This is a genomic window from Rhodococcus sp. WS1, from assembly GCF_003797745.1.
Classification (GTDB): Bacteria; Actinomycetota; Actinomycetes; order Mycobacteriales; family Mycobacteriaceae; genus Rhodococcus_F; species Rhodococcus_F erythropolis.
The window spans coordinates 264,878-288,134 of the sequence record NZ_RKLZ01000004.1 but is presented as its reverse complement, the minus strand read 5'-3'; the positions used below and the strand labels follow the sequence as shown (position 1 = coordinate 288,134).

Below are 23,257 nucleotides of genomic sequence, written 5' to 3'. Positions count from 1 at the left end.
ACCGCCCCCAGCAATTCGACCTAGCGGAGTGATTCGTGATCCCCTCAGCATTGACGGCGATGGTGAATTCTCACCAGCCGCCGTGGCATGACCATCCCCAACTCGAGCTCGTTCGCAACGTGCTCGAGACGACCACCGTCATTGCGAGTCCGGTCGAAATCGACCAACTCGCGCGACGCCTGCGCGCCGTTGAGGCCGGCCACGCGAGCATTCTCCAGATGGGCGATTGCGCGGAAGACCCCGCGCACTGCACCCCCGACCACGTCCATCGCAAGCTTGATCAGCTCACCGCCAGCGCCGGTGCCGTGGCCACCCCTACCGGTCTTCCGGTGGTTCAGGTCGGCCGTATCGCCGGACAGTTCGCCAAACCTCGCTCCAAGGCAACGGAGACCATCGGTGATCGCGAAGTGGTCACCTATCGGGGCCACATGGTGAACCTGCCCGACAGTGACGAGGTCAGCCGGACGCCGGATCCGCTCCGGATCCTGATGGGGTACCTGACTTCTCGGCAAGTCGCTGCCACCATTGCCGGCTTCAACCGCGGGCGAGCCTTGGAAGATCGGGTATGGACCAGTCACGAGGCGTTGCTGCTCGATTACGAACACCCCATGATGCGGCCGGGAAGCGATGAACGCACGTATCTGACCTCCACGCACTGGCCGTGGATCGGCGAACGGACACGCAACGTCGACGGCCCCCACGTCGCCACACTCGCTCACATCGCAAACCCCTCGGCATGCAAAGTCGGCCCCACCGCCACCGAAGACGATCTCGTAGCGCTGTGTTCTCGGCTCGACCCGTATCGCGAACCCGGCAAACTCGCCTTGATCACACGGATGGGGGCCCAACACATCCGTACTGGACTGCCGGCGCTGATGAATGCGGTCCGTGCGGCTGGGCACCGTGTGCTGTGGATCTGTGATCCGATGCACGGCAACACGCTCAGCACAGACGATGGCACCAAGACCCGAGTCGTCGACGACGTCATCGCCGAGATGGCGGGCTTCGTCAGTGTCGCTGACCAGACCGGAACCCGGGTTCACGGGTTACATCTGGAGACGACCCATCTGACTGATGTCAGCGAATGCGTCTGGTCGAGTACAGATCTCGCCTCCGCGCGGCCCAGTAGTTCGCTGTGCGATCCGAGGCTGAACCCGGAGCAGGCTGCTGCCGTCGTAGAGGCGTGGGGCGAAATGCTCGCACGACATTACCGAGTATCGGAGACGACGTCATGAGTCGTGATCTCACTGTCGAACCGTACCTGCTTCCCAGCCTAGGAGAGATGCCGGAAGCGTTGGTGGACTGGGATATCCGTCCACGACAGGCAACTTTGCTCATCCATGACATGCAACGCTACTTTCTGTCGCCGTTCCCCGACGCGATGCGTTCGGAGATCGTGGGCAATGTTCGCGATCTGCATTCTTGGGCGCAGCGGGCAGGGGCGGCGACGGCTTATACCGCGCAGCCGGGCCGGATGAACGTCACAGATCGCGGACTGTTGCGGGATTTCTGGGGCCCGGGGATGCAGACCACGGATGCGGACCGAGCACTTGTCGCCGAGCTCGAACTCGGTGACGATGCATGGCCCTTCGTCAAGTGGCGTTACAGCGCCTTCCACCGATCCGACCTGCTCGCCCGCATGCGCGAGAACGGTCGCACGCAACTTGTCCTGTGCGGGGTGTACGCCCATGTCGGCATTCTTGCCACCGCCCTGGATGCGTACACCCATGACATCGAAGTGTTCCTCGTCGGCGACGCAGTTGCCGACTTCACCGCTGCAGACCACCGCCACACCCTCGAATACACCTCACGCTGCTGTGCACGTGTCGTCGCCACGAAGTGGGTGACCGAGCGATGAGTCCGCCGCTCTCGACCGATCTCCTGACCGAGATACTGGCCGGCAACCGCTCGGTGTACGCCCTCCTCTGCCGCGCCGATCCTGCCACCGGTGCTCGCACCGTCACAGCGTTGTCCGGGCAGCTACGTCAGCACGAGCTGATCGAGGAAATATCCACGACCGCTGATGTATTCGTCCTTCTTCCCTATCGTCAGATACGCGAACGCGGCTATCCGGCTCACGATGATGGCGCCCCGCTGCTCGCCATCTACATCGACGAACAGCAGGACTACCCCTTGACCAGCGTGCTCGACAAACTCCCGCGCCGCTCCTTCGCCCTCACCGACGGGCACTTCGACAGCTCCGACGCCGACTACGAACGGAAAGTCGCAGCGATCGTGTCCGAGGAGATCGGCAACGGGCGCGGTGCGAACTTCGTGATCAAACGCGAATTCTCCGCCGAGTGCACGCCCTACAACTCGACAGTCCCTCTATCCGCGTTCGGGGAGCTCCTCGACAACGAACGCGGCGCCTACTGGACCTTTCTCGTACACACAGAGGGTCTGGTACTCGTCGGCGCATCGCCTGAACAGCATGTTGTCCTCGACAACGGCACCGCCGTGATGAACCCGATCAGCGGAACCTACCGTTATCCGCCCGGCGGGCCGACTCTGGACGGAGTTCAACAGTTCCTCGACGACCGCAAGGAAACCGACGAGCTGTACATGGTGGTCGATGAAGAACTGAAGATGATGTGTCGTATCTGTGAACCCGGCACCACTCGAGTCCACGGACCAGCGCTCAAGGAGATGGCGTGGGTCGCTCATACCGAGTATTTCATCGAGGGGCAGACGCGCCGCGACCCACGAGAGATATTGCGGGAAACGATGTTTGCGCCCACCGTGACCGGAAGCCCGGTAGAAAGCGCGACCGAGGTCATCGCACGTTACGAGACGACCGGTCGCGGTTATTACAGCGGTGTGGCGGCATTGATCACCCGCTCCGGTGGCGGGGCGCCGACTCTCGATTCGGCGATCCTGATTCGTACAGCGGCGATCGAGCCTGACTGTGGTCGTGTACGAGTTGCTGTAGGGGCCACGTTGGTTCGCCATTCCGATCCTGGGGCCGAAGTCTACGAGACCCATGCCAAGGCGCAATCAGTTCTGGCGGCATTCGGGCACAGCAAGCCCCATGCCAGCTGGAATCGGCACCCGATGATCACCACCGCCTTGGCGCATCGCAATGACCAGATCGCAGGATTCTGGTCACCGAACTACCCCCACGACGTCCGCTCCCGGGTACTGGACGGGCGTAAGGCGCTCATCGTGGATGCCGAAGACACGTTCACTGCGATGCTCGACCATCAGTTGCGCTCGCTCGGCTTGACGGTCACTGTGCGGCGATTCGACGACATGTACACCACCAGTGACCACGATTTGGTCATCGTCGGGCCGGGGCCCGGTGATCCCACAGACGTCGATGACGAGAAAATCGTGCACCTCCGAACACAGATCGACGACCTGCTCTCGACGCGGCGACCGTTCCTCGCGATTTGCTTGAGCCATCAGATCCTGGCCTTGCGTCTCGGTCTCCCCCTCACCCGCAGAGCTGAGCCGAACCAGGGTAAACAGGCGCGCGTCGACGTCTTCGGGCAGAGCGAGAACGTCGGCTTCTACAACACCTTCGAAGCACGCAGTGCTCCCGGTCGGATCGATGTCGCGGGCGTCGGCCCGGTCACTGTTTCCGCGGACACGGCCACCGGAGCAATCCACGCCCTCGAAGGGCCTCACTTCGCGTCCGTTCAGTTCCATCCCGAGTCGATCCTGACCGTGAACGGCCCTCGCATCCTCGCTCACATGTCCGAAAGGCTGCTCTCGACGTGAAACTCGAATACATCATGTGGGACCTTCAGTCAGACGATGACCCGTCAGTGACCCACCTCAATGAGCTGACCGACACCGCAGCTGTCGATGCGTGGCGCTCGGTACCCGGTCTGGCTGCCAAATACTGGATCCACGATCGAGGATCCGGACAATGGGGAGCGATACTGCTCTGGGATGACGATCGCCCCGCGGGAGCGCTCCCCGCTGGACCGGCCCTCGAACTCCTCGAACGAGAACGCGCGCACCGCAAGGACTTCTCGGTGCATGCCCTCATCGAGCATCGACCCGAAAGTTCTCGGCGGAGCCTCCGATACTGCGTCGTCGACGCATTCGCCAGTACGCCCCTCAGCGGTAATCCGGTAGCAGTATTCTTCGGCGCAGACTCGCTCTCGGCGGAAACGATGCAGCGAATCGCCGCAGAGTTGAACCTGTCCGAGGTCACCTTCGTCCTGTCGGCTGACTCGGCAGAATCGACTGCGCGGATTCGCATCTTCACTCCCGTCAACGAACTCCCCTTCGCCGGGCACCCCATCCTCGGTACAGCTGCCGCGGTTGCCGCGCAGACAGGTGCGAAGGAACTCGCGTTCGAAACTGCGGTGGGTCTGATTCCGATGACCGCTGAGGCCGTCGACGACTACTTCCGCGTCACGATGGACCAACCGCTGCCGACTTGGTCGCCGATGCCTGACGCCGAGCAGAGATCACTGTTGGCAGCCTTGGGGCTCGACGCAAGCGCACTTCCGATCGAGACCTACGACAACGGCCCACGTCACACGATCGTCACCGTCGACAGCATCGAGGCGCTCTCTGCTCTACGCCCCGACCACCGCGCCTTGTCCGAGTTCGAGAACATGGCGATCAACTGCATCGCCGAAGACCTCGATGGAGTCTGGCGGAACCGAATGTTCTCTCCCGCGTACGGGGTGGTCGAAGATGCCGCCACCGGGTCAGCCGCCGGTCCGATCGCCATCCACCTCGCGCGTCACGGACGGATCGAATACGACCACGACCTGCGTATTCATCAGGGTGTCGAACTCGGACGACATTCCGTGATGCATGCCCGGGCGAGTCTCGATGCACACACCCACGATCTCATCTCCGTGCAGGTCGGCGGCGACGCGATCACGATCGCTCACGCAACTTTGTACCTCGGGTCCGATCGAGGCACCGACGATGAGTAGCCAATACGAAACCATCACCGGAACCGCTCGTCCGTTCCTGGAATATTCCGATCCACCACCCACGCCGCTGGACCTGTTCCAGGTATGGATCGAGCAAGCTGAAATCGCCGGGGTCCGTGAGCCACTCGCGCTGTCCTTGGCCACGACGGACAGCGCCGGCCGCTGTTCTCAACGCACGGTCGCCGTCACCGACATTTCCGCTAGCGGATTGTCCTTCTCGACGCATACGACAAGCAGGAAAGCGCGCGAACTGCAGACGAACTCGTGGGCCAGTGGCCTGTTCTACTGGCGCGAACTCGCCCGTCAACTGATCGTCTCCGGTCCCGTCCTCAAACTCAGCTCTGCGATCGCCGACAAGGTGTGGGACGAGCGCGCCGAACCCCTCAAACCGATGTCGACCGCCTCGCATCAGAGCCTGCATCTCGGCGATCCCAAAGTGCTGCTCGCACGCAGCGACGGCCTCGGCCTACGCACCGATCTCGCCCGCCCTCACCGTTTCGCCGTCTACCAACTCCAGCCGCATCGCGTGGAGTTCTGGGCAGCAGACCAATCGCGCCTACACCGCCGATTGCTCTACGAACGCAGCCCACGTGGGTGGACCGTCGATCGACTTCAGCCCTGAAACGCTTGTCCTACACAAAGGATTGACATGGAACCCGACACGTCACTGGACGCGATCGTCATCGGCGCCGGATTCGCCGGCATCTACGCCCTGCACAAACTTCGCAACGAACTCGGACTCGCAGTGCGATGCCTCGACAAAGCCGACGGTGTCGGCGGCACGTGGCATTGGAATCGGTATCCCGGCGCGAAGTCGGACAGTGAAGGGTTCGTCTACCGGTATTCCTTCGACAAAGAGATGCTTCAGGAATGGTCGTGGACGAACCGCTATCTAGAACAAGCGGAAGTTCTCGAGTATCTCAATGCCGTGGTCGATCGCCACGACCTACGCCGCGATATCCAGCTCGCGACCACCGTCACCTCGGCACGATGGGACGATTCCCTGGCACGGTGGGAAGTGCGCACCGAGTCCTCCGAGGTTTACCTATGCAAGTACCTGATCACCGCCCTGGGGGTGCTTTCCGAACCCAACGCGCCGGAAATACCTGGTATCAAGCAGTTCTCGGGACAGGTAGTCCATACCAGCCGTTGGCCGGACGGACTAGAGGTCGCCGGCCGCAAAGTCGGCGTCATCGGCACCGGCTCCACCGGCACCCAGTTCATCTGCACCGCCGCGGAAAACGCTCGGCACTTGACGGTCTTTCAGCGCACCGCGCAGTACAGCATCCCCTCCGGCAACGGACCGATCGACCAGGAATACCTCGACCGGTGCCGCAGCAACTACGACGCCATCTGGGACCAAGTCCGCAATTCGATCGTCGGTTGCGGCTTCGAAGAAAGCACGGTCTCAGCGACATCGGTGTCGGAAACAGAACGAACCCGTGTGTTCGAGGAAAGCTGGCAGCGAGGTAATGCCTTCCACTTCATGTTCGGGACCTTCAACGACATAATCTTCGATCCCGCAGCGAACCTGGCCGCAGCGGATTTCGTTCGGGACAAGATCGCCGCGATCGTCGACGACCCCGCCACAGCCCAAACGCTGATGCCTTCGGGGTATTACGCCACTCGGCCCATCGCGAACAAGGGATACTACGAAACTTTCAACCGGCCGAACGTCTCTCTGGTCAGCATCAAAGACAACCCGATCACCAGGCTGAACGAGAACGCAGTAGTCACCGCCGACGGGACCGAACACGAGATCGATCTGCTCGTACTCGCCACCGGCTTCGACGCTGTCGACGGCGGATACAAGAAAATGCATCTCACCGGGCGCGACGGAACACCGATCAGTGAACTGTGGAACGAGACCACCGCCGCCTACCTGGGTATCGCCACACATCAATTCCCCAACATGTTCATGGTCTACGGCCCCAACAGCGTCTTCACGAACCTGCCGCCGGGAATCGAAACCCAGATCGAATGGATCACCGAACTGATCCGCCAAGCCGAAACCCGCGGCTCCGCCGTCGTCGAAGTCAGCGAAACCGCCGTACGCGCATGGGCGCAACTCTGCGACGACATCGCCAACGCCTCACTGTTCCCGAAAGCTCATTCCTGGATATTCGGCGCCAACATTCCAGGAAAAACGAGCCGCGCACTGTTTTATTTCGCCGGCCTGGGCAACTATCGACGCGTTCTCGCGGACGAGGCCGATGCTGACTACCCGAACTTCACCTTTCACAGCGATGACCACACATCCCTGGAGCGAGAGCATGCCTCCATTCCGCAGTGACCGCCGCACATCTACCGACTACGGGCTTCTTGTAGCAGCCGCCACCCTCTACAACGACAGCGCCGTCGGCTTAGTCCAACAACAACTTTCAGAGCACGGAATCCGAAGCACCATCTCGGGTCCCGAACTGTCCGGCCCCGGAATTGCCCGCAAAGTCCTGGTCTTCCCCGAAGACCACCACCGAGCCTTCCGCGTGCTCTGCAACGAAAACGAAGACCTGTAGAACCCGACTGACGATCCACTCACCCGCGCTACTCATCCGATGCCGCATCGACGTCATCGGATGAGTAGCGCGGTTTTGCGGGCCGCCCGACTGGTCAAGCGACGCGTCGGGACGCGACAAGCCCGCCGTTACCTCTCTCCTGTTCCACTACGCCGCCGAGGTATCCACTCTGGAGCCTCATCTTCCGTGCAGAACCACAACTGTTGCAGGTCATCGGATCGCATAGCGTTCGCACACAGTGGTGCCCGGCGCTCACATTTGGGTTTTCGTGAGCCGTTCTTCGATCGCTACGCGCTTTCGGCGTTGGAGCTTGGCGGTTTTGATGGATTTCAGGTGCTCTGGCGGCTCACACCCAGTTCTTCTGCGGCCTCGCTGACCGATACGAGCGTCGGCAGCTTCGCCCTATGATCTTTGCATTCGAACCCGCGCCCGTCCAACGCCGACTAACCGGTACCCGGGTTTTCCGAGTGCAATCGCGAGAGCGTGCCCGCGCGGCCGAGACGAACAACGATCTTCCGTCTAGTCTGCGTGGCATGCACCTGGTTCCGAATCCTGACGACGACGATTTTTACTACGAGGACGACACGTTCGATCCGGATGCACCGACGTTGACCTCACGCCAGTCCTACGTTGTTTCGAAGGTAGCGACAGAGCTTGCGGATGCGCTGTTCGCCGACGCCCACCTGCTCGGCGATCTCCCTGTCCAACCAGGGTCCGGCCGCGGGGTGCTGGCGGAACTGCCGGCATGCACCTGGACTCAGGCAGGATGCGACGTGGCGACGCACCATGGCTCGCGCGTTCGACGATCTTTCCGCCGATGCGACCGCGACAGTCGATCCCGAACCTCGCTGTACCGGTGAGGAAATGGCGCTGCATTTGATCATCGGCCGCGCCCGCATCGCGATGCTGTCGGACCGATTCGCAGAAGAACTCACCGATCTTCCCGCGCACAAGAATGACGACTACTGGGACGACCCGCTCGACTACCTGTTCCAAGACCACGACGTGCTGACACTGTTCTGGCCAGAACCCATCCCGGACGGAGTGAACCTCGACCCCGAGGATTGGTTCATCCCCTTCGAAACGGGCCTCCGACGCGACGACGACCGCGGCTTCCGCAAATAGAGACCCGGCGATCTTCTCTCGCGTTTACACCTGTCCCCGCCCCGCGCGACAGTTTCACCTTTGACCTCGATAGATGACACGTCCCCACCGCGGGTGTTGGCGTCATGCCGACCTGCCTCGACATGACGAGCACAGCGACGAAAAGTCCGGCCGGCACGGTTGCCAGCTGCTTTTCGTCGCTCAGACGAGCGCGTCCGTCGTCGCCAACACATCAGCGAAGGCCACCAAGTAGTCGAACGAGCACCCGCGGAACAGTTCGGTTCCCGCGGGCTTGGACGCATCGCGCCCGACTCCGATGACCCGCGGATTGAAGGTGCTCCCGTCTGACGTTCTCCGCGCTTCGGCGTGCAGTCGCTTCTCGATCACGCCAAGCTCGGCGCGCGGTACCACGCACGATTTCCACGGGTCCTGCGACAACTCCCACCCCAGCCTGCGGAAGGTCGATGTATGCGAGTGCCGGCGCTTCGGCCAATCGGTCGTCAGGCCGACTTTCGTCCAGCCCGAATCGAACGCCATCACGTACAGGTAACCCATGGTGGGATCGGTCGGGTACACCTCGTCCCACGGCCCCGCCAGATCCGGGTTCAACGCATAAGTCCAGTTCATGCGTTCACGCTAGAGCGGTCCACCGACAGCCGAACGCTCAGAATGGCACCCGGGAATGTCGGCGCTGTCCTGCACACTTGAGAAGAGCGACGGCAGCAACCACTGGAGGTCTCCATGAGTACCCAGGCACGACTCGAAGGCACGACCGTGGACCTCTCGGCCCTCACTCCCTCCGACATGGCGAGAATCGCCGAGCTGCACGGCAACATCGAGCGCGGCGACGGTGTCCTCGAATGCAAGGAGTCGGGTGGCGGCGAAATGTACCTACGCAAGCAAGGCGACCGGTACTACGCAGTGCACTTTCCCGGCGCTCAATGCACCGCAGAGCACACCATGACGCCTGAGACCGACGAGCACAAGCGCCAGAAGGATTACTGGTGCCGAGCCGCTGACAGCGCCGGCTTCGAGGCAGTTCCCGAGTACAAGACGACCGGGGGAACTCGCGTCGACGTCTTGGTCAAAGGCCCCGTGCTGGTCGGTGCCGAAGTGCAACATTCCAACTTGAAGCTCGCCGCAGCACACAGTCGGACGACGAAAACTGCACGTGCCGGCATCGTCCCGCTGTGGACGTCGGATTCGGACAGACAACCTGCCTGGCTTCACAAAGTGCCCTCGATGCGCGTGAACGAGACCGACTGGTCATCGAGCATGCCGCCGGCTGGCACCGCAACCGCGACCGCCCTCCGCGAGATCGAGATGACGGTCTGTGACGTCACTGGCTTCTCTCGATGCCCGATCAGTGGTGGCCGACACTGCGGGGATTGGCACCCGAAGCTCGTGCCGCTGATCGGAATGACACTGGACGGCGCAATCGCCGGTGCTGCGAGCGGCGACCTGGTCCCTATCATTGACCGGTCCGGATACGTGTATGTCGTTCCCCGACGCGACCGAGACACGCTCGGTCCCAACGGTGAATCCGACTGGACGCCGGGCCTGAAACAACAGCAGAAACCGGACCCGACGCAAGGCCGCCGAATTTGTGAGGCACCGATTCACGCGGGCGCAGCAGGCACGCAGAATCAGGTCATTCAGCCGGTACTCGGCCCTGCACCGAAATGTTCGTTCTGCGGCTTTCCGCTCGACGGTGCCGCAGCCGGTCTCGTGATGCACCATGACTGCGCAAGCAAGCGCGCCCGGGAGATGGGAACACAATCCGACATATAGCGCAGGCGCGCGAGTTCGATTGCCGCGCAAGCGGAAGAGTTGAAGACGCTATCTGGCAGCTCAACTCGCGAATCAGTCGACCCAATTGCGTTCCTTGGCACGTGTGTAGAGCCAGACGAGACCGAGAAGGAACAACACAAGGAGTGCGCCGAGCACGATCGCGTTGCGAAGTACCTCATCCCAGAGTTCTCGGGCCGTGATCTCTCCGACCTGGGTGACCACGAACACGACGAACATCGACTTCTGCTGCTTCTACTGACCGATACGAGCGCCGGCAGCTTTGAATGCGATTCTGCACCAATACAATTCAAAATCTGCATTGGATACGTCCGATGCGCCGAATCCGCAGACACAAGACCTCCGCCGCTGACGCCGGAGATCCACCTCCCGCGCAACCCTCCCGAGTAAGAAGACAGGCCGCGTGACATTAGTGGTCAACGATGAATGTGAAGCCACCCGGCGGCAACTCATGCACGAGGACCTCGTTGCCGACACCGGTGACAATCGTCAGATAAAACCTGGGGTCACCATCGACCTGGACGACCGAATTCATCGTCACCCCATGTTGGCGGGGGACCCGCCGGAAAACCACTTCCCCGCCCTGCACCTCCGCACCAGGATGACGCGACCGTGCGGTGTCGAGGACAGCAGCGCGGACGACATCGAGGTCAACGAGGTCGTCATCAGAGGTGATCAGTGAAGGTTGAAAGTCACTGAGCGGGAACGGAAGGTGCAGCGGCATCGGATCCGGCTGCGGCTCCATCGGAGGTCGATCGGAGAAGTCAACCTCCCACGCCAACGCCCCCTCGGTCACTGACGGCACCAGATACGAATGCTCGGCCCTGGACTCGACACTACGGCGAACCGAATCCACGTACTCGGTCAGGGAAGCGAACAGGGGGCCGCCCTCGTCCGCTGCCTCCGCCGCGAAATAGCGGATGCATCCATGCTGTTCGCCCTCGCGGGTGTCGACATAGAGAAAATCTCCGGCCCCGTCCTCAGCGAACGGAATGTAGGCAGGGACAAACATTTCAGCTGTTTCCCCTGCACGCTGCGCCCGAACCGTGGCAGGCCAATTCGGCCCCAGATCATCGATCGGATGCAAAGTTTCACCACAGAGCTTGTGCGTGGCGACCACCTGTTCCAGCGACAGCAGTTCCACCCCCGGCAGAACTTCACCGACGAACTGATTGTCTTCCGAACGGAAAGCCTGGCCGTCGTGCAGAGCGAAGAACCCACGCAGCTCCTCCGTCCACGAAGCGGTCGCGCGTTCAGCGGCCTCTCGCTCCGCCAGAACCCGAGGTGGGCGCACCGCCGATGCCGTGACCGGTGCGCAGTCGCGAAGGACGTCCATATAAGCCTGCCATGCATCGGTCAGTGTCATGGCCCGAATCTATGTCATGGCCCGAATCTATCGGCGAACAAGCACAACCGTCATCGCACCCGACGAAAACACACCACTACCCCCGATCGACCGGCATCGACCACTCAGGCTCGGACGGCGGTTGCCGCCTCCTCGAATAAATCGCCGCACCCATCAACACCCACCCGACGACAGCGAACACCGACGCCCTGCCGTCGAACACCACCCGCCCCTCGCGCACATCGTCGACCACAGAACCCAAAAGGGGCCACGCAAACTGGAAAGGTCCGGCCCGGTTGCTGCGGGCCGGACCATCCGACCAAAAGGTCTGTTCTGTACGGTTGCCTTCCCACCGATACCCGAAGGACACGCATGACCACCCAAAACTCAGGACAAACTGCCCACGGAACCACCTGCACAACTAGCGAGAAGAATTCCGGGTTTTTCTGGGGGATCCTCCTTTCGATAGCCGCGGCTGGTCTTATCTGGTTTGCACTTGACTACGCCCAAGCCGAAATGCTCACGGCACCGGGCGAAGCAGTGACTTCAGTGGGCGGCGAACAGCTCTTCCAGATATCCAGGTCATCAGCCTTCGCTGTCGGTGCGCTCGGCGCCGTCGTGGCGATCGTTCTCGGCTACCGCCGCCAAAAATCGACCGAGACAACGCATCAGCACCTCGTTGTCACGACCGAAACGAACCTCGAGCTCGAACGCGCCAAACAAGATGCAGAACGAGTTGCGGACATGCACGACCGCTACACCAAAGCTGTCGAACAACTGGCGAATGAAGAACCTACGATCCGTCTGGGTGGAGTCCATGCCATCGCCGCGCTCGGTGACGACTGGACAAGCATTGGGATCTACAGCCAGCGCCAGGTCTGCGTTGACCTCTTGTGCTCCTATCTTCGTAGCGTTCCCCGAATCAACGAAGAGTTCGAGAGCAGTACGCAGGAACTGGTGGGCTGGGACGCCGACGACGTTTTCCTGAAAAAAGACCGCGATGTCCGCAAAGCCGCGCTCGAATGGCTCAGCCGAGTTGCCACCGCAAACTACCCCTGGCCAGGTCACCCGGACCGGAATCCCCTAAACGTGGTCACTATTGACCTCCGTGGAATCTCTCTCCGCAAGATGGACATGCGCTTCAGCCGTCTTGTACATCTACCTATGGAAAACGCCGATCTATATGGAACCAGACTCATGGGCGCGAATCTGAGCGGAGCGAACCTACTTCACGCTGACCTGTCCTATGCCCGACTGGAAAACGCTGACCTCCGCGGCACAATGCTGCCAGGCGCGGATATGCAGGGCACCCGCCTAGACGACGCGAAGATGCAGAAAGTGCAATTGCCAGGCGCGAAACTAATCGGCACCACATTTGACGGCGCGGATCTCACTGACGCCAATCTGAAAGGCGCAACCATCGACCAACGCGTCACCTTCCTCGAAGCCACCCTGGTCAGGACAGACTTCACAGGAGTGCGAGGCTTCGGGGTCCCGGTAGATGTGAGCGGCGCCAAAGACATCACCGACGCCATAGGTCTTCGAACCCCACGAAGGGTCCGAAGCGCAGACAACGAAGACTCCGACAACCAACCCGCTACCGGAATCGACGACACCGAAGCCGTCCCCGACTCCGCCAGCTAGAAGGGCACAACGTAGTGGGCTTCAACCCCACCAGAAGTCGATTCGCCTTGCGACAATGACGACCTCACCACCAGCCGAGGAGATTCCACCGATGACCACCACCGCCCACACCTACACCTCGAATGTCGTCGTCCGGTAGTCCGACATCGCGGTACGATGTGGATCGAGAAGCTCCGCGTCGTCGATGCCACCCTCCGCTACGAGGTGCGCTCCGCACACGCCTCCCCGGACTCGAAGCCTGCGATCACCGCCACCACCCAACTCGCGTTCGCCGATCCCGAAGCCGGCACGCTGCGACGCCCCTCCGTCGACGAGCGGGCCGCACTCACAACGTGGACCACAACAGACCGACCCCAAAGCAGCACGCGCCAGACCGACCCCAAAGCAGCACGCGCCGCTAAACATTGACACAGAACTGCGGCGACGCTCGCCGTGGACCAACTGAAAGGCTTCCCATGACGAATCCTGCTGGCTGGCATCCGGACCCCGAAGGCAACAATCAACTCCGCTACTGGGACGGACAGCAGTGGACATCCGCGACTCAGCCGATGCCCGAAGCTGCACCACAGTCCGAGCCACCATCACCTGAGACGCCCGAAGCGGCACAGAAGCGGAAGCGAACCAACCTCATCGCAGCCGGAATCGCAGGCGTCGTGATCGTCGGATTCCTCGGCTATGCCTTGGTCGGCAACGGTGGTGACGACAAAGAAACGGCGGCTGCCGAGACCACCACATCAAGAGCGGCACAAACAACTGCCCCAACAGATTCTGTGGCTGACAAGAAGGCGGCCCGCGCAGCGTGCGACCAAGCCATCATCGACAAGTGGAACCCTTCGATCGATCCATCCGTATTCGCGTTTCAGTCTTTACAGTCTGGCGACAACGTCACAGTGACCGGAGCGATCGATACGTCATCAGGTTCGGACAAAGTCCGGTACGAATTCACTTGTACCGCAAAACGATCCGGCATCATTTTCACTGCTCAGATCACCGAATCGAAGGTAGCACCTGTCACCACAACCGTTGCGCCAACTACGACGATCACTTTGCCTGTCGCCGCTCAGACATCGAAACCACCTCCGAGCACGTGCAAGGTGCCGGCACGATCAGTAATCGATCAGATCGATGCATCATTCATCGAGGCCGATCAGCACCTCAAAGTCGTGTTCATGGTCTACGGACGCAAAGATGTCGCGTACATCGGAGCGAATATCATGAACTCGGCTGGCGACCGGGTATCAAGCGCCGATGTCTGGGCGCAGAGCGACGGCATGATCTTCTCGCTCTCAAGTGATGCTCGACGACGCACCGCCTTCCCAGATGGACGGCAACTGCTCGACATCAACGCAGGCGATCAATACGGCTCTGCCGTATCTGACTGCATCATGATTAGCGTTATCAACCGAAACGTCACCGGCGGAAACTGATGCCTAGCTGACTAGAAACCCCACGACGCGACAGTCATTCCGTGCGCGCCTGCACGCGCAGCAAAACCGGTCTCGTGCTACCTGCTGCGGATGGAAATGGTTCCCTGGAATTGCAAATTCGTCGAAACCCACTGACACTGAGATACCGTGCCCCACGTAGTCGAGTTTCGCCGGTTCGCGCAGGGCCGTTTCGTCGAAGTGGTGCCGGAGTTCGTCGTCTGTGGGCACCCGAGCCCGGGGATATTCAAGGCTAGGGTTGCGTCGTGACCCGGTCTTTTTTCAACGACGATTTCCTACGGATGATGCGCGAAGCCACCGGAATGGCAAAGATAGCCCAAGGTGCTCACGGGCAATTCGTGGAAAGTCCAACTGCCCAGTGGCAACGGGATCAATCAGCTGCGTTCGACCAGCTTCGTAGTGTCTTCACCATGCCGAAGATCAGTCTCCCGGACTCGTACAAGGTTGGTGCACACCTCCCGGACGCGTACAAGATCGGCGTACCCATTCCTGACATCATGAAGATCGCGCCTGTACTGGACTTCAAGTATCCAAGCTTAGATTTCAGGCTTCCTGATATCGCAAATTGGCCGCCCAACGATTTCAAGACCCCCTGGCTCGATCGGGTCCTTGCCGACCTGGCAAAGCGGCTTCCACCCAACTGGCCCGACGAGCTACCCCATCTCGAGTTCGTGCGCGATATCATTCAAAATGAAGGGATTCCGCTCGTCTACGTCCCAAGGGCAGACATTTTCACCGAACTCGTCGCAGCCGACGACAGACAATCACGCGTGGACATCCTGGTAAATCGAACAGCCGAAATTCTCGAAGACTGTTTGGAAGCACTCAAGCCATCTGTACATAAACAGGTGGACCCACAACGGGAATTGATCAGTGACGCTGTTGCTTCACTCAGGGACGGACACACGCGCCCGACGCAAGCCTTGGCGATTAACGTCTGTGACACGCTCATCAGCGCCCACATCAACAGTTCCCATAGCAAAGCGAAGAATCAATGCCATCTTGGTGACCGCGACGACATTTCGGCAAACAATATGAAGTACGCGTTCGGGGTCGCCCCGGTAGTCAATCTGATGACTGACTGGAATGTGAAGAGCGGAAAGCCTCGACCCCATGCTCTCTCGCGCCACGTAACAATCCACCAAGCTCACCCCGATCACTACACACCTGGCAATGCGATCATCGCAGTGATGGTTGCTACAGGGCTAATGCTGTCCTTGGACGAGATGTATACCGCTGCAGACGATTAACGAGGTAAGGCCGTCGCGGTGGCTGGCGCACTCGATTACGTGGGGGATGGTGAACACGACCTCGATATGGCCGAGTTCCGAGCACGGGGCCGCGCCGCGATGTCTAGATGATCATGATGGTCCCTGCTCGCCGGCATTGCGGGCGCGCGGGGCCCGACTTCGCGTGTCGGACTGGACCTGTAGATTCTCCTGGAATGTGAGACAGGAAGTGATTTGGTGAGCATTGGCGATCTTGATCGGCGCATATTGTGGGTAAGAGCTGGCGGGCGATGCAGCCTATGCAAGGCATATCTCCTTGAGGGCAAACTCACCGCGAAGTTCGTGCCATTGGGCGAAGCAGCCCATATCGTTGCACATTCGAGCGGAGAAAATGCGCCGCGGGCGGATGCGTCATTCTCCGAGGATCGGCGGGACACCCACAACAACCTGATGCTTGCATGTGCCAACTGTCACAATGAGATTGACAAGCAGATTGTCGCTGAGACGATGACTGTTGATCTCCTTCGTGAGCTCAAGAAGGCGCATGAAGACGAGATCCTTCATCTGACTGGTTTGGTCTCCGACCGACGAACCGTCATGCTCCGAGTCCACGGTTACTTACGGGACAGCGCAATGGTGGTCGACGCGGACGCAGCGACCACGGCGATCATCCACTGCGGCCACCGGTTCCCCCGTATGGACGACAGCGGCAGTGGTCGCGGGTTCGATATAGACCTTACGGCTCTGCCGGAAGAAGGTCAGCCGACAAACGGCTACTATACGATGGCGGCCAAGAAGATCGATCTCGCTATCAAGAATCGACTGGCGGACGCGATCGAGCGCGGCCAAATCAGTCATTTGAGTGTATTCGCGATTGCGCGCCTCCCGCTGCTCGTCTACCTAGGTGTGGCCTTGGACGACGGTATCGATACCGACACCTACCAGCTACACCGTCCCGGCAACGAGTGGGTATGGCCAGCCGCTGGCACCCCGACGACGTTCTCCACCGAACTCACGACTATGGGCGACGCGGGTTGCGCGGGCATCTCTCTAATCACCAACCTTTCGGGCACAACCTCACCGGCGCAACTTCCAAAAGAGTTGCGGGGCTTGACAACCTACACATTGCGTGCGAACGGTCCTCTCGCCCACGAAGGGGTGATCGACCATCCCGAAACGCTCGTCGAGTTCGAGAAAGAGATTCGCAAATTTTTTTCGATGCTCGAGGCTGATCATGAAGAAGCAACCATTGTTCATGTCTTCGGTGGGCTGCCCATCTCCGCGGGCGTGACTTTCGGTCGATCCCTGAAGGCCCGTGCTCTGCGTCCTGTCGTGGCGCTCTACGACCGGACTGAACACGGCTACGAGAAGGCATTGGAGGTCTGATGAGCACCAACGCGCATTTCGAGGCATTCCTCGAAAGCACTGTGAATCTGAAACCATGGAAGCTGACACAACTCGACTCTCACGTGCAGGCCATCGTCAATGCCCTGCAGAAAGACTCGATCGTCGGCCCGATGTACAAGGAGCACATTCGCCAAGGCTCATGGGCCCACGAGACGATCATCAACCCGGTCGGCCCTTACGACCAATTCGACGCAGACTTTCTGCTCCACCTCGAAGAAAACGACGACTGGTCTGAAGATCCTGGAGCATACTTGCGCGAGCTCCGGGCGGCGTTCAAGCGGCACACCACCTACGCACCGAAGGTCAAGAAGAAGAACCGCTGTGTGAGGATCGACTACGCCAACGAGTGCCATGTCGATGTCGTGCCTCATCTTACCCTCGCGAACGGTCGTGAGGTCATCGTGAATTACGCCGACGCTACGTTCGAAGATACCAATCCAGCGGGTTTCACTGAGTGGATGAAAGAACGGGACGACCTTACCGGAGGAAACCTACGCAAAGTACTCCGCCTATTGAAGTACCTGCGAGACTACAAAAACACGTTCGACTGCAAGTCCGTAATTCTCACGACGCTCGTCGGTGGGCGGATTCAGCCATACGACCTTGCCGCCCGTTACAGCGACATCCCTTCTACCTTCGTCGCGATCCTCAACGATCTGGACACCTATCTCGACCTCTACCCCACAATGCCGCTGCTCGATGATCCGAGTTGCCCAGGAACCTCGTTCAATCACCGTTGGACTGAGGAGAAGTACACCAACTTCAAATCCCAGATCAAGAGATACGCGGAGTGGGCTCGTGAAGCGCATAGCGAAGAGGACGAAGAGCTCTCGATCAAAGCGTGGCAAAAACTCTTCGGACCCGAGTTCATAGCCTCGGATGTCACTCTGGCAAAGTCCGCGATCCTGGCTTCCGGGCGCAACATGAACAACAAAGCGCTGGTAGTGCGCGCTCCAAATGAGCAGTTCATCGAAGAGAAGGGGTTCGTATTCTCGCCGCGCTACACCGCCACAATCGTAGGCAAAACGTCCGAGCTCTACGGAGCCCTAGCCAAGACCATCCGTTCTGGAAGGAAGCTCCGCCGCGGACTCCAGTTGGAGTTTCGAGTGCGAACGGACGCCCCGAAGCCATACGAGGTGATTTGGAAGGTCCGCAACCACGGCGAGGTAGCGGAGGCCATCGGCCAGCTTCGCGGCGAGCTCATCGCACCGAATCGCGATCAGCACCGCCGGGTCGAACGAACGCTCTATCCAGGTAGACACTTCATCGAGGTCTACATCGTCGTTAGCGGCATCGTCGTCGCCAGTGACCATCACGAGGTCGTCATCGAGTAGCGAATCACCGGCGAGTCCGGAGACCCGGATTTGTCCACGCTGTTGTGGGTGCCGACGCCGGTCTGGTCTTGCTTCGGTGGATGCCCGACCTCCTCTTGGCCAGACTCCGGGCAGCCCGACCCGATCTCGACATCGATCGCTACCTGACACCACGAGGCACCGCGATCGGTGATCTGGTGAACCGGCCCCTCGACGATCCCGCGGTGTTGGCTGCTGCTCGCGGCATGCTGGAGATCCCGACGACCGGGTACGACCGGCAAGTGTTCCTTGGGCAAGGGCTAACGGACGAGATGATGCCGGCACCGCTGGCTTTGAAACTCGCCGCCAACCGCCAGCCAGTCACATTCCGCACATATCCGACCGGTCATATCGAGACAATGCGGGCAGCGCTCCCCGAAAGCCTCTCCTTCGCCTCGAACTTTTTCGAGCCGTAGATACGTCGATACTCATCACTGCCATCCCCCAGACCACGAAAATGCAATTCGGATAACCAGCTGGGCTGCAACCTGTTTCGTTGACGGACAGCTCTGACAATCAATTCAGGGAGTCTTTGCCGAGCCAATCGATCAAACATTTCTCGATAGCGATCAAACATTTCTCGATAGGGTCAGGGTTCTGCTTGACTGCCATCTTGGCCAGGTGGGGTTCGATGATGTCCTTGTATTCGTCTCCGAGAACCCGCTCGACGGCTTCTCGCGCCAGTCTGAACGAGCGTTGCCATCGCGGGCCGCGCCGCTCGTCTGGTCCCGGTCCGACCGATTCGCAGTCGATGGTGTGCACTGCGACTTGAGCGTCTGCACCCTTGAACGTCTTGATCTGCCGGTCGATTTTGTCCCGGCCCTCTCTGATCGCGGCTTCCTGCTTACTATCGAGGCCTCGGCCCTCGACCAAATCGGCGATGAGCTGGGAATCTTCCCTCAGCCAGATCACATGTAATGGGCCCGATTGGGGTGCATTGCCGACCCCCTTCGGCGGAGTCGGTAAGAAGTGGTCAGGAAGGACATCGGTACCTCGATGGGACCAGACGTAGCGAGGCCAGGGCTTGTGCAGGTGTTCTCCGTGGAGTTGCGATCGGTAGGCGTCTAGTTCTTCGCTGGTGGGAAGGCTGTTGTTGGGCCTATACCCTTGGGCAATTTTCCGAGTGGTGAAGAATCCGTATCCCAACATTCTCGCGACGAGTGCTGCGACATCTGCCGGCCAAGGACCGTTCAGCGTCGGTGAGAGTGCCCACCATGTCCAAGGCGGGCAGCGGCGATCCGTCCCCGAACTGCAGATCCAACACCACCGCGTCGATGCACATACCCTGCCCCCGGCTCGATCTCGCAGAAATTCTGTCGGGCGCAGGTATCGTCCGGCGACCTCGATCGGCGGGGTAGCTCCGGCGCACTAGGACGCGAGGCCCTCGTGCACTACGTCGTGGTCGTCGATCAATGCGACGTTGATGCCGGTCAGGTCAGGTGTGGTCATCGAATTGGCCCTCTCTTGCGGGCGACTCGCCCTCGGTTGGTGGTGTTCACAGCCCAACGTCAGACAGCGGTACGGCCCGCGCCGATGTCGGAGCTGCGGTGGCCTGCACCCAGATCAGGCCCTCGTCGTACTCGACTCGCACCGGAACCTCCGTCGTCTCGTTCTCCCATTCCGTGGTGCGTGCGTTGGGTCCGGAATCTTTGGTGTAGACAGGCTCGAATGTCGAGGACTCGTACTGTTCGAGCGTGTTGTCCTGTTCTTCGCCGGAGCCGCTGACGCCGACGAAGTACACGTCATCGCACTCGGCGGGGTTAGCCTTTCCACTGCCGCCGAGATGGCTGTGGCGAGCTCGTCGGTATTGGTGGCGGTGGAGTACTGCCCCCGGTGGCACTGGCGATGCAGCTCAGTTCGCTCTCGGCATTGGTCGGGGCGTTGAAGCCGACGGCATGGACTCCGAAATCGACCCCAAGATCGTTTTTGATCTCCTGGGCAACCGTACAAAGGTTCCGCAACTGCTCTGTCCGTCGCTGATCAACACGATGGTGCGGTCACCACTTGGCCGGGAGGTCACGCGCTGCTGCCCGTAGAGCGTCAGGGGTGGGGCTACCGCCGTCTGCGGAGTTGCGTTGTTGCGGCATTGAGTTGGTCTTTGTTGTCGGTGGCGACAGGCACAAGCAACCGGCAACCGTCACCGCAGCTGCCGCTGAAACTACGGAGCCCGGCGGCCTGGCCGGGAGCGAGCGCGTCGATCCCGGCGCACAGCGCCTCTTTCGCCTGCGAGAGTGGGGACCCCGACATCGAGCCCGAGGTGTCGACCACGAACAACACACTCGATTGTCCGGATGTCGATTCTTGAGCCTGCGCGACCGGCGCCGAGATTGTGGCCACTGCAACCTGCAGGCTCAGCAGAGCTACCACCATATTTCGTCGATGCCCAAAGGGCGAATTTGTTGTGCCAGCGAGCGCGGCGCTGACGTAATCGTGACGTCATGTTCTCGTCATCCCATCACTGCCGTCGATGCACCTGCGCAGTGAGGTACGGGATCATGTCATATGCGCGGTTTCGTCGCACGAGCGGACTGGTCGAATGTTTCGGTACGGTCGGCGGAATGGCCTACCGGTTCCGGCGGGCGTGTCCGGCCGGGCAGCTGACAGCGGATCAGATGTATCTCCGTCGAAACCACACCTCATCGCATGCCCCCCAACTCGTTCTCGGCCTGCGCGAGCGCCGATCGAGACGATCAATCTTGCCGCCTTCGCCGATCTACCTGCAACAATTCGGGCAAATGGCGTCAACCCCAAGACTCGCCTCTTGTTCCGATCTCAACGGTCAGCGGCGAGTCCCGGCGCCGAGGGTGTCGATGTTGCGTCGATTGGCACCCTGCAAATGCCGCACCCCTGTTCAGTCATTTCCCGGATCCTCGAACTGCGCCAGGAGGACTTTGAGGAGCCTGCGAAGTTCGGCGTGGTCGGTCGCGCCGATCAACGCGAGCAACCGTGACTCGTGATCCATGAGATCGGAGACGACCTCATCGACAAGTTGGACTCCCTTCCTCGTCAACTGCACATCCACACGGCGGCGATCCTTCGGATGAAAGCTCCGCTTGAGCATTCCTCCCCGCTCAAGTCTGTCCAGTCGATTCGAGATCCCACCGGGAGTGATCAGCGCCGCCTCGGTAAGTTGCCCGGCCGTCATCCGATACGGCTTTCCCGATCGTCGCAGCACCGCGAGAACCTCGAGTGTCGCGTGATCGGTTCCGAGCTCGGCCAGACGTTGACTGCGTGCACGCTCCAAATACCGGGCGATGCGCCAGATCCTCGACACAATCCCCACCGAGCTTACGTCGATGCCGGGTCGTTCCCGGACCCATGCCTGCTCCACACGATCGATGCCATCGTCACCAGCGAGCTCCGATGGCGCCTCAATACTCATGCGATGCCCCATCTTTTCCCCTGCAATTAATTAGCCCGGAACTATTCCTGACTAAATAGTTTTCTGCGAAATTTTAGCGTGTACCTACAATATTTCCAACCGTTCCACCAATCACATAGCATCCGAGGGCCTTTCGACCGACTCCTATCATTCGCAGATCACAACTCAATCGAGGGACGCGTCCCATACGGCAAAGACGGCACGATCGCTTTGTTCACCAACTACCGATAGCTGCAATATTTTTCGACATCACAGTGTTCCTCACTTGCCGACACTGACAACATCTGACCGTACGAGAGCTGCTCGACGGGGACAGCCGTCGTCCTGGTACGTCGCGGGATCGGCGGGTAGGCCTTCCGTGCTGTCGCCGGAGCGTGCCGATACAGGAGGGTGACGTCCGAGCTAAAACGCCGCCATGGATGACGAATGTGTATTTCGAAACAGCCTTGCGGAGGTAGCTTCGAGTACTCAAATCTTGCGTGCTCGTGTTTTTCAGACGTGAACTTCTTCGTCGTCGTAGACTGCATCCATGCGGCTGCGAGGAAAAGATGACTGCTGAGATTTCCCGGGAGGGTTCAGATGCGATCCGCGAGGACGGTGTCGACCGGATCGAACAGGCGTGGGCACGCGAACGCCCGGACATGGACGTCAGCTCCGTGGGGATCGTGACCAGGATCTGGCGCATTGCAAGACATTTGGAGCGGGAACGTGTCGAACGGCTGACCGAGCTGGGCACCGACCGAGTGACGCTCGACGTCCTCGCGATGCTTCGGCGCGCCGGGAAACCGTATCGGATGACGGCTGGACGCCTCTCAGAGGCTGCACTGATCACTCCCGGCGGGATCTCGAACCGTCTCGACAAGCTCGAACGCAGCGGACTGATCAAACGGAGCTTTCACCCGAAAGATCGCCGTCGCGTCGACGTGCAATTGACGAAGAAAGGCGTACAACTTGTCGATGAGGTCGTCTCCGACGTCATGGATCACGACACACGGCTTCTGGAGGCCTTGGATGACGGCGACCAGGCCGATCTTCGTCGGCTACTCAAGTTGCTTCTGGCTCAGTTCGAGGATCCTGAGGACGGGCTGGAGACCGATTGAACTGCGCGTCGTTCCAATTCCTC

The 23,257-nt window shown here is 60.4% G+C and carries 25 protein-coding genes; 18 read left to right on the top strand and 7 right to left on the bottom strand.

Features of this window, described 5'->3' with window-relative positions; all coding sequences use genetic code 11:
* Window positions 1-35 precede the first annotated feature (35 nt).
* From EEB12_RS29530 to EEB12_RS29490, 9 genes are all read left to right on the top strand, one after another.
* Window positions 36-1,235 carry a 3-deoxy-7-phosphoheptulonate synthase gene (locus EEB12_RS29530; RefSeq protein WP_258537460.1) on the top strand — a complete coding sequence of 400 codons (1,200 nt, stop codon included), beginning with the start codon at window positions 36-38 and terminating at the stop codon, window positions 1,233-1,235.
* Entirely contained in the window at window positions 1,232-1,858 is a 627-nt protein-coding gene (locus EEB12_RS29525) for an isochorismatase family protein (protein WP_141489148.1), read from the top strand. Before EEB12_RS29530 ends, EEB12_RS29525 begins: the two co-directional genes overlap by 4 nt.
* Window positions 1,855-3,720 (top strand): anthranilate synthase family protein, encoded by a 1,866-nt coding sequence (locus EEB12_RS29520; RefSeq protein WP_141489147.1) that lies wholly within the window; start codon window positions 1,855-1,857, stop codon window positions 3,718-3,720. The genes EEB12_RS29525 and EEB12_RS29520 overlap by 4 nt, the downstream gene beginning before the upstream one ends.
* A 47-nt stretch (window positions 3,721-3,767) precedes the next feature.
* On the top strand, window positions 3,768-4,901 hold the full coding sequence (locus EEB12_RS29515; RefSeq protein WP_315985413.1) for a PhzF family phenazine biosynthesis protein: 1,134 nt from the start codon (window positions 3,768-3,770) through the stop codon (window positions 4,899-4,901).
* Complete coding sequence (locus EEB12_RS29510; protein WP_141489146.1) at window positions 4,894-5,523, top strand: pyridoxal 5'-phosphate synthase; 630 nt, start codon at window positions 4,894-4,896, stop codon at window positions 5,521-5,523. The genes EEB12_RS29515 and EEB12_RS29510 overlap by 8 nt, the downstream gene beginning before the upstream one ends.
* A gap of 27 nt (window positions 5,524-5,550) precedes the next feature.
* On the top strand, window positions 5,551-7,194 hold the full coding sequence (locus tag EEB12_RS29505) for a flavin-containing monooxygenase (protein WP_141489145.1): 1,644 nt from the start codon (window positions 5,551-5,553) through the stop codon (window positions 7,192-7,194).
* On the top strand, window positions 7,175-7,417 hold the full coding sequence (locus EEB12_RS29500; RefSeq protein ID WP_141489144.1) for a hypothetical protein: 243 nt from the start codon (window positions 7,175-7,177) through the stop codon (window positions 7,415-7,417). Before EEB12_RS29505 ends, EEB12_RS29500 begins: the two co-directional genes overlap by 20 nt.
* Before the next feature lie 533 nt (window positions 7,418-7,950).
* Entirely contained in the window at window positions 7,951-8,277 is a 327-nt protein-coding gene (locus EEB12_RS29495) for a hypothetical protein (protein ID WP_141489143.1), read from the top strand.
* 4 nt (window positions 8,278-8,281) lie between these two features.
* Window positions 8,282-8,542: a hypothetical protein gene (locus EEB12_RS29490; RefSeq protein ID WP_181447613.1), complete on the top strand. Its 261-nt coding sequence runs from the start codon at window positions 8,282-8,284 to the stop codon at window positions 8,540-8,542.
* Between the two features lie 180 nt (window positions 8,543-8,722).
* On the opposite strand, the gene EEB12_RS29485 is transcribed toward EEB12_RS29490, so the two are convergent.
* Window positions 8,723-9,148: a hypothetical protein gene (locus EEB12_RS29485; RefSeq protein WP_141489141.1), complete on the bottom strand. Its 426-nt coding sequence runs from the start codon at window positions 9,146-9,148 to the stop codon at window positions 8,723-8,725.
* A 114-nt stretch (window positions 9,149-9,262) separates the two neighbouring features.
* Between EEB12_RS29485 and EEB12_RS29480 the strand changes: the two genes are divergently transcribed.
* Entirely contained in the window at window positions 9,263-10,312 is a 1,050-nt protein-coding gene (locus tag EEB12_RS29480) for a hypothetical protein (protein ID WP_141489140.1), read from the top strand.
* Window positions 10,313-10,384: 72 nt separating this feature from the next.
* On the opposite strand, the gene EEB12_RS30665 is transcribed toward EEB12_RS29480, so the two are convergent.
* Entirely contained in the window at window positions 10,385-10,549 is a 165-nt protein-coding gene (locus tag EEB12_RS30665) for a hypothetical protein (protein ID WP_181447612.1), read from the bottom strand.
* Between the two features lie 190 nt (window positions 10,550-10,739).
* Window positions 10,740-11,696, bottom strand: coding sequence for an SMI1/KNR4 family protein (locus EEB12_RS29475; protein ID WP_141489139.1), 957 nt, complete (start codon window positions 11,694-11,696; stop codon window positions 10,740-10,742).
* Window positions 11,697-12,047: 351 nt separating this feature from the next.
* Between EEB12_RS29475 and EEB12_RS29470 the strand changes: the two genes are divergently transcribed.
* The 7 genes from EEB12_RS29470 (at window position 12,048) to EEB12_RS29440 (ending at window position 19,168) form a co-directional block, all read left to right on the top strand.
* Window positions 12,048-13,319 carry a pentapeptide repeat-containing protein gene (locus EEB12_RS29470; RefSeq protein WP_141489138.1) on the top strand — a complete coding sequence of 424 codons (1,272 nt, stop codon included), beginning with the start codon at window positions 12,048-12,050 and terminating at the stop codon, window positions 13,317-13,319.
* A 156-nt stretch (window positions 13,320-13,475) separates the two neighbouring features.
* Entirely contained in the window at window positions 13,476-13,727 is a 252-nt protein-coding gene (locus EEB12_RS29465) for a hypothetical protein (RefSeq protein ID WP_141489137.1), read from the top strand.
* Window positions 13,728-13,774: 47 nt separating this feature from the next.
* Window positions 13,775-14,746: a DUF2510 domain-containing protein gene (locus EEB12_RS29460; RefSeq protein WP_141489136.1), complete on the top strand. Its 972-nt coding sequence runs from the start codon at window positions 13,775-13,777 to the stop codon at window positions 14,744-14,746.
* A 263-nt stretch (window positions 14,747-15,009) separates the two neighbouring features.
* Complete coding sequence (locus EEB12_RS29455) at window positions 15,010-16,014, top strand: hypothetical protein (protein ID WP_141489135.1); 1,005 nt, start codon at window positions 15,010-15,012, stop codon at window positions 16,012-16,014.
* Between the two features lie 216 nt (window positions 16,015-16,230).
* Complete coding sequence (locus tag EEB12_RS29450) at window positions 16,231-17,379, top strand: SAVED domain-containing protein (protein ID WP_141489134.1); 1,149 nt, start codon at window positions 16,231-16,233, stop codon at window positions 17,377-17,379.
* Window positions 17,379-18,734: an SMODS domain-containing nucleotidyltransferase gene (locus EEB12_RS29445; RefSeq protein ID WP_141489133.1), complete on the top strand. Its 1,356-nt coding sequence runs from the start codon at window positions 17,379-17,381 to the stop codon at window positions 18,732-18,734. Before EEB12_RS29450 ends, EEB12_RS29445 begins: the two co-directional genes overlap by 1 nt.
* 80 nt (window positions 18,735-18,814) lie before the next feature.
* Window positions 18,815-19,168 carry a hypothetical protein gene (locus tag EEB12_RS29440; protein WP_410055718.1) on the top strand — a complete coding sequence of 118 codons (354 nt, stop codon included), beginning with the start codon at window positions 18,815-18,817 and terminating at the stop codon, window positions 19,166-19,168.
* 100 nt (window positions 19,169-19,268) lie between these two features.
* Here the strand turns inward: EEB12_RS29440 and EEB12_RS29435 are convergent, their stop codons facing one another.
* The 4 genes from EEB12_RS29435 to EEB12_RS29420 form a co-directional block, all read right to left on the bottom strand.
* Window positions 19,269-19,664, bottom strand: a complete 396-nt coding sequence (locus tag EEB12_RS29435; protein ID WP_141489132.1) for a hypothetical protein — start codon at window positions 19,662-19,664, stop codon at window positions 19,269-19,271.
* A 583-nt stretch (window positions 19,665-20,247) separates the two neighbouring features.
* Window positions 20,248-20,493 carry a hypothetical protein gene (locus tag EEB12_RS29430; RefSeq protein ID WP_141489131.1) on the bottom strand — a complete coding sequence of 82 codons (246 nt, stop codon included), beginning with the start codon at window positions 20,491-20,493 and terminating at the stop codon, window positions 20,248-20,250.
* A gap of 311 nt (window positions 20,494-20,804) precedes the next feature.
* Window positions 20,805-21,122, bottom strand: a complete 318-nt coding sequence (locus EEB12_RS29425) for a VWA domain-containing protein (RefSeq protein ID WP_141489130.1) — start codon at window positions 21,120-21,122, stop codon at window positions 20,805-20,807.
* 481 nt (window positions 21,123-21,603) lie between these two features.
* Window positions 21,604-22,134 carry a MarR family winged helix-turn-helix transcriptional regulator gene (locus EEB12_RS29420; RefSeq protein WP_141489129.1) on the bottom strand — a complete coding sequence of 177 codons (531 nt, stop codon included), beginning with the start codon at window positions 22,132-22,134 and terminating at the stop codon, window positions 21,604-21,606.
* A 548-nt stretch (window positions 22,135-22,682) separates the two neighbouring features.
* Here EEB12_RS29420 and EEB12_RS29415 point away from each other — a divergent pair.
* On the top strand, window positions 22,683-23,234 hold the full coding sequence (locus EEB12_RS29415) for a MarR family winged helix-turn-helix transcriptional regulator (protein ID WP_141489128.1): 552 nt from the start codon (window positions 22,683-22,685) through the stop codon (window positions 23,232-23,234).
* The last annotated feature ends 23 nt before the right edge of the window (window positions 23,235-23,257 follow it).

Excerpts from the sequence above, each read along its gene's own strand:
- EEB12_RS29525 (WP_141489148.1), top strand. The coding sequence starts at position 1,232 with ATGAGTCGTGATCTCACTGTCGAACCGTACCTGCTTCCCAGCCTAGGA.
- EEB12_RS29520 (WP_141489147.1), top strand. The coding sequence starts at position 1,855 with ATGAGTCCGCCGCTCTCGACCGATCTCCTGACCGAGATACTGGCCGGC.
- EEB12_RS29510 (WP_141489146.1), top strand. The coding sequence starts at position 4,894 with ATGAGTAGCCAATACGAAACCATCACCGGAACCGCTCGTCCGTTCCTG.
- EEB12_RS29505 (WP_141489145.1), top strand. The coding sequence starts at position 5,551 with ATGGAACCCGACACGTCACTGGACGCGATCGTCATCGGCGCCGGATTC.
- EEB12_RS29500 (WP_141489144.1), top strand. The coding sequence starts at position 7,175 with ATGCCTCCATTCCGCAGTGACCGCCGCACATCTACCGACTACGGGCTT.
- EEB12_RS29495 (WP_141489143.1), top strand. The coding sequence starts at position 7,951 with ATGCACCTGGTTCCGAATCCTGACGACGACGATTTTTACTACGAGGAC.
- EEB12_RS29490 (WP_181447613.1), top strand. The coding sequence starts at position 8,282 with ATGGCGCTGCATTTGATCATCGGCCGCGCCCGCATCGCGATGCTGTCG.
- EEB12_RS29485 (WP_141489141.1), bottom strand. The coding sequence starts at position 9,148 with ATGAACTGGACTTATGCGTTGAACCCGGATCTGGCGGGGCCGTGGGAC.
- EEB12_RS29480 (WP_141489140.1), top strand. The coding sequence starts at position 9,263 with ATGAGTACCCAGGCACGACTCGAAGGCACGACCGTGGACCTCTCGGCC.
- EEB12_RS30665 (WP_181447612.1), bottom strand. The coding sequence starts at position 10,549 with ATGTTCGTCGTGTTCGTGGTCACCCAGGTCGGAGAGATCACGGCCCGA.
- EEB12_RS29475 (WP_141489139.1), bottom strand. The coding sequence starts at position 11,696 with ATGACACTGACCGATGCATGGCAGGCTTATATGGACGTCCTTCGCGAC.
- EEB12_RS29470 (WP_141489138.1), top strand. The coding sequence starts at position 12,048 with ATGACCACCCAAAACTCAGGACAAACTGCCCACGGAACCACCTGCACA.
- EEB12_RS29465 (WP_141489137.1), top strand. The coding sequence starts at position 13,476 with ATGTGGATCGAGAAGCTCCGCGTCGTCGATGCCACCCTCCGCTACGAG.
- EEB12_RS29460 (WP_141489136.1), top strand. The coding sequence starts at position 13,775 with ATGACGAATCCTGCTGGCTGGCATCCGGACCCCGAAGGCAACAATCAA.
- EEB12_RS29445 (WP_141489133.1), top strand. The coding sequence starts at position 17,379 with ATGAGCACCAACGCGCATTTCGAGGCATTCCTCGAAAGCACTGTGAAT.
- EEB12_RS29440 (WP_410055718.1), top strand. The coding sequence starts at position 18,815 with ATGCCCGACCTCCTCTTGGCCAGACTCCGGGCAGCCCGACCCGATCTC.
- EEB12_RS29425 (WP_141489130.1), bottom strand. The coding sequence starts at position 21,122 with ATGGTGGTAGCTCTGCTGAGCCTGCAGGTTGCAGTGGCCACAATCTCG.
- EEB12_RS29420 (WP_141489129.1), bottom strand. The coding sequence starts at position 22,134 with ATGAGTATTGAGGCGCCATCGGAGCTCGCTGGTGACGATGGCATCGAT.
- EEB12_RS29415 (WP_141489128.1), top strand. The coding sequence starts at position 22,683 with ATGACTGCTGAGATTTCCCGGGAGGGTTCAGATGCGATCCGCGAGGAC.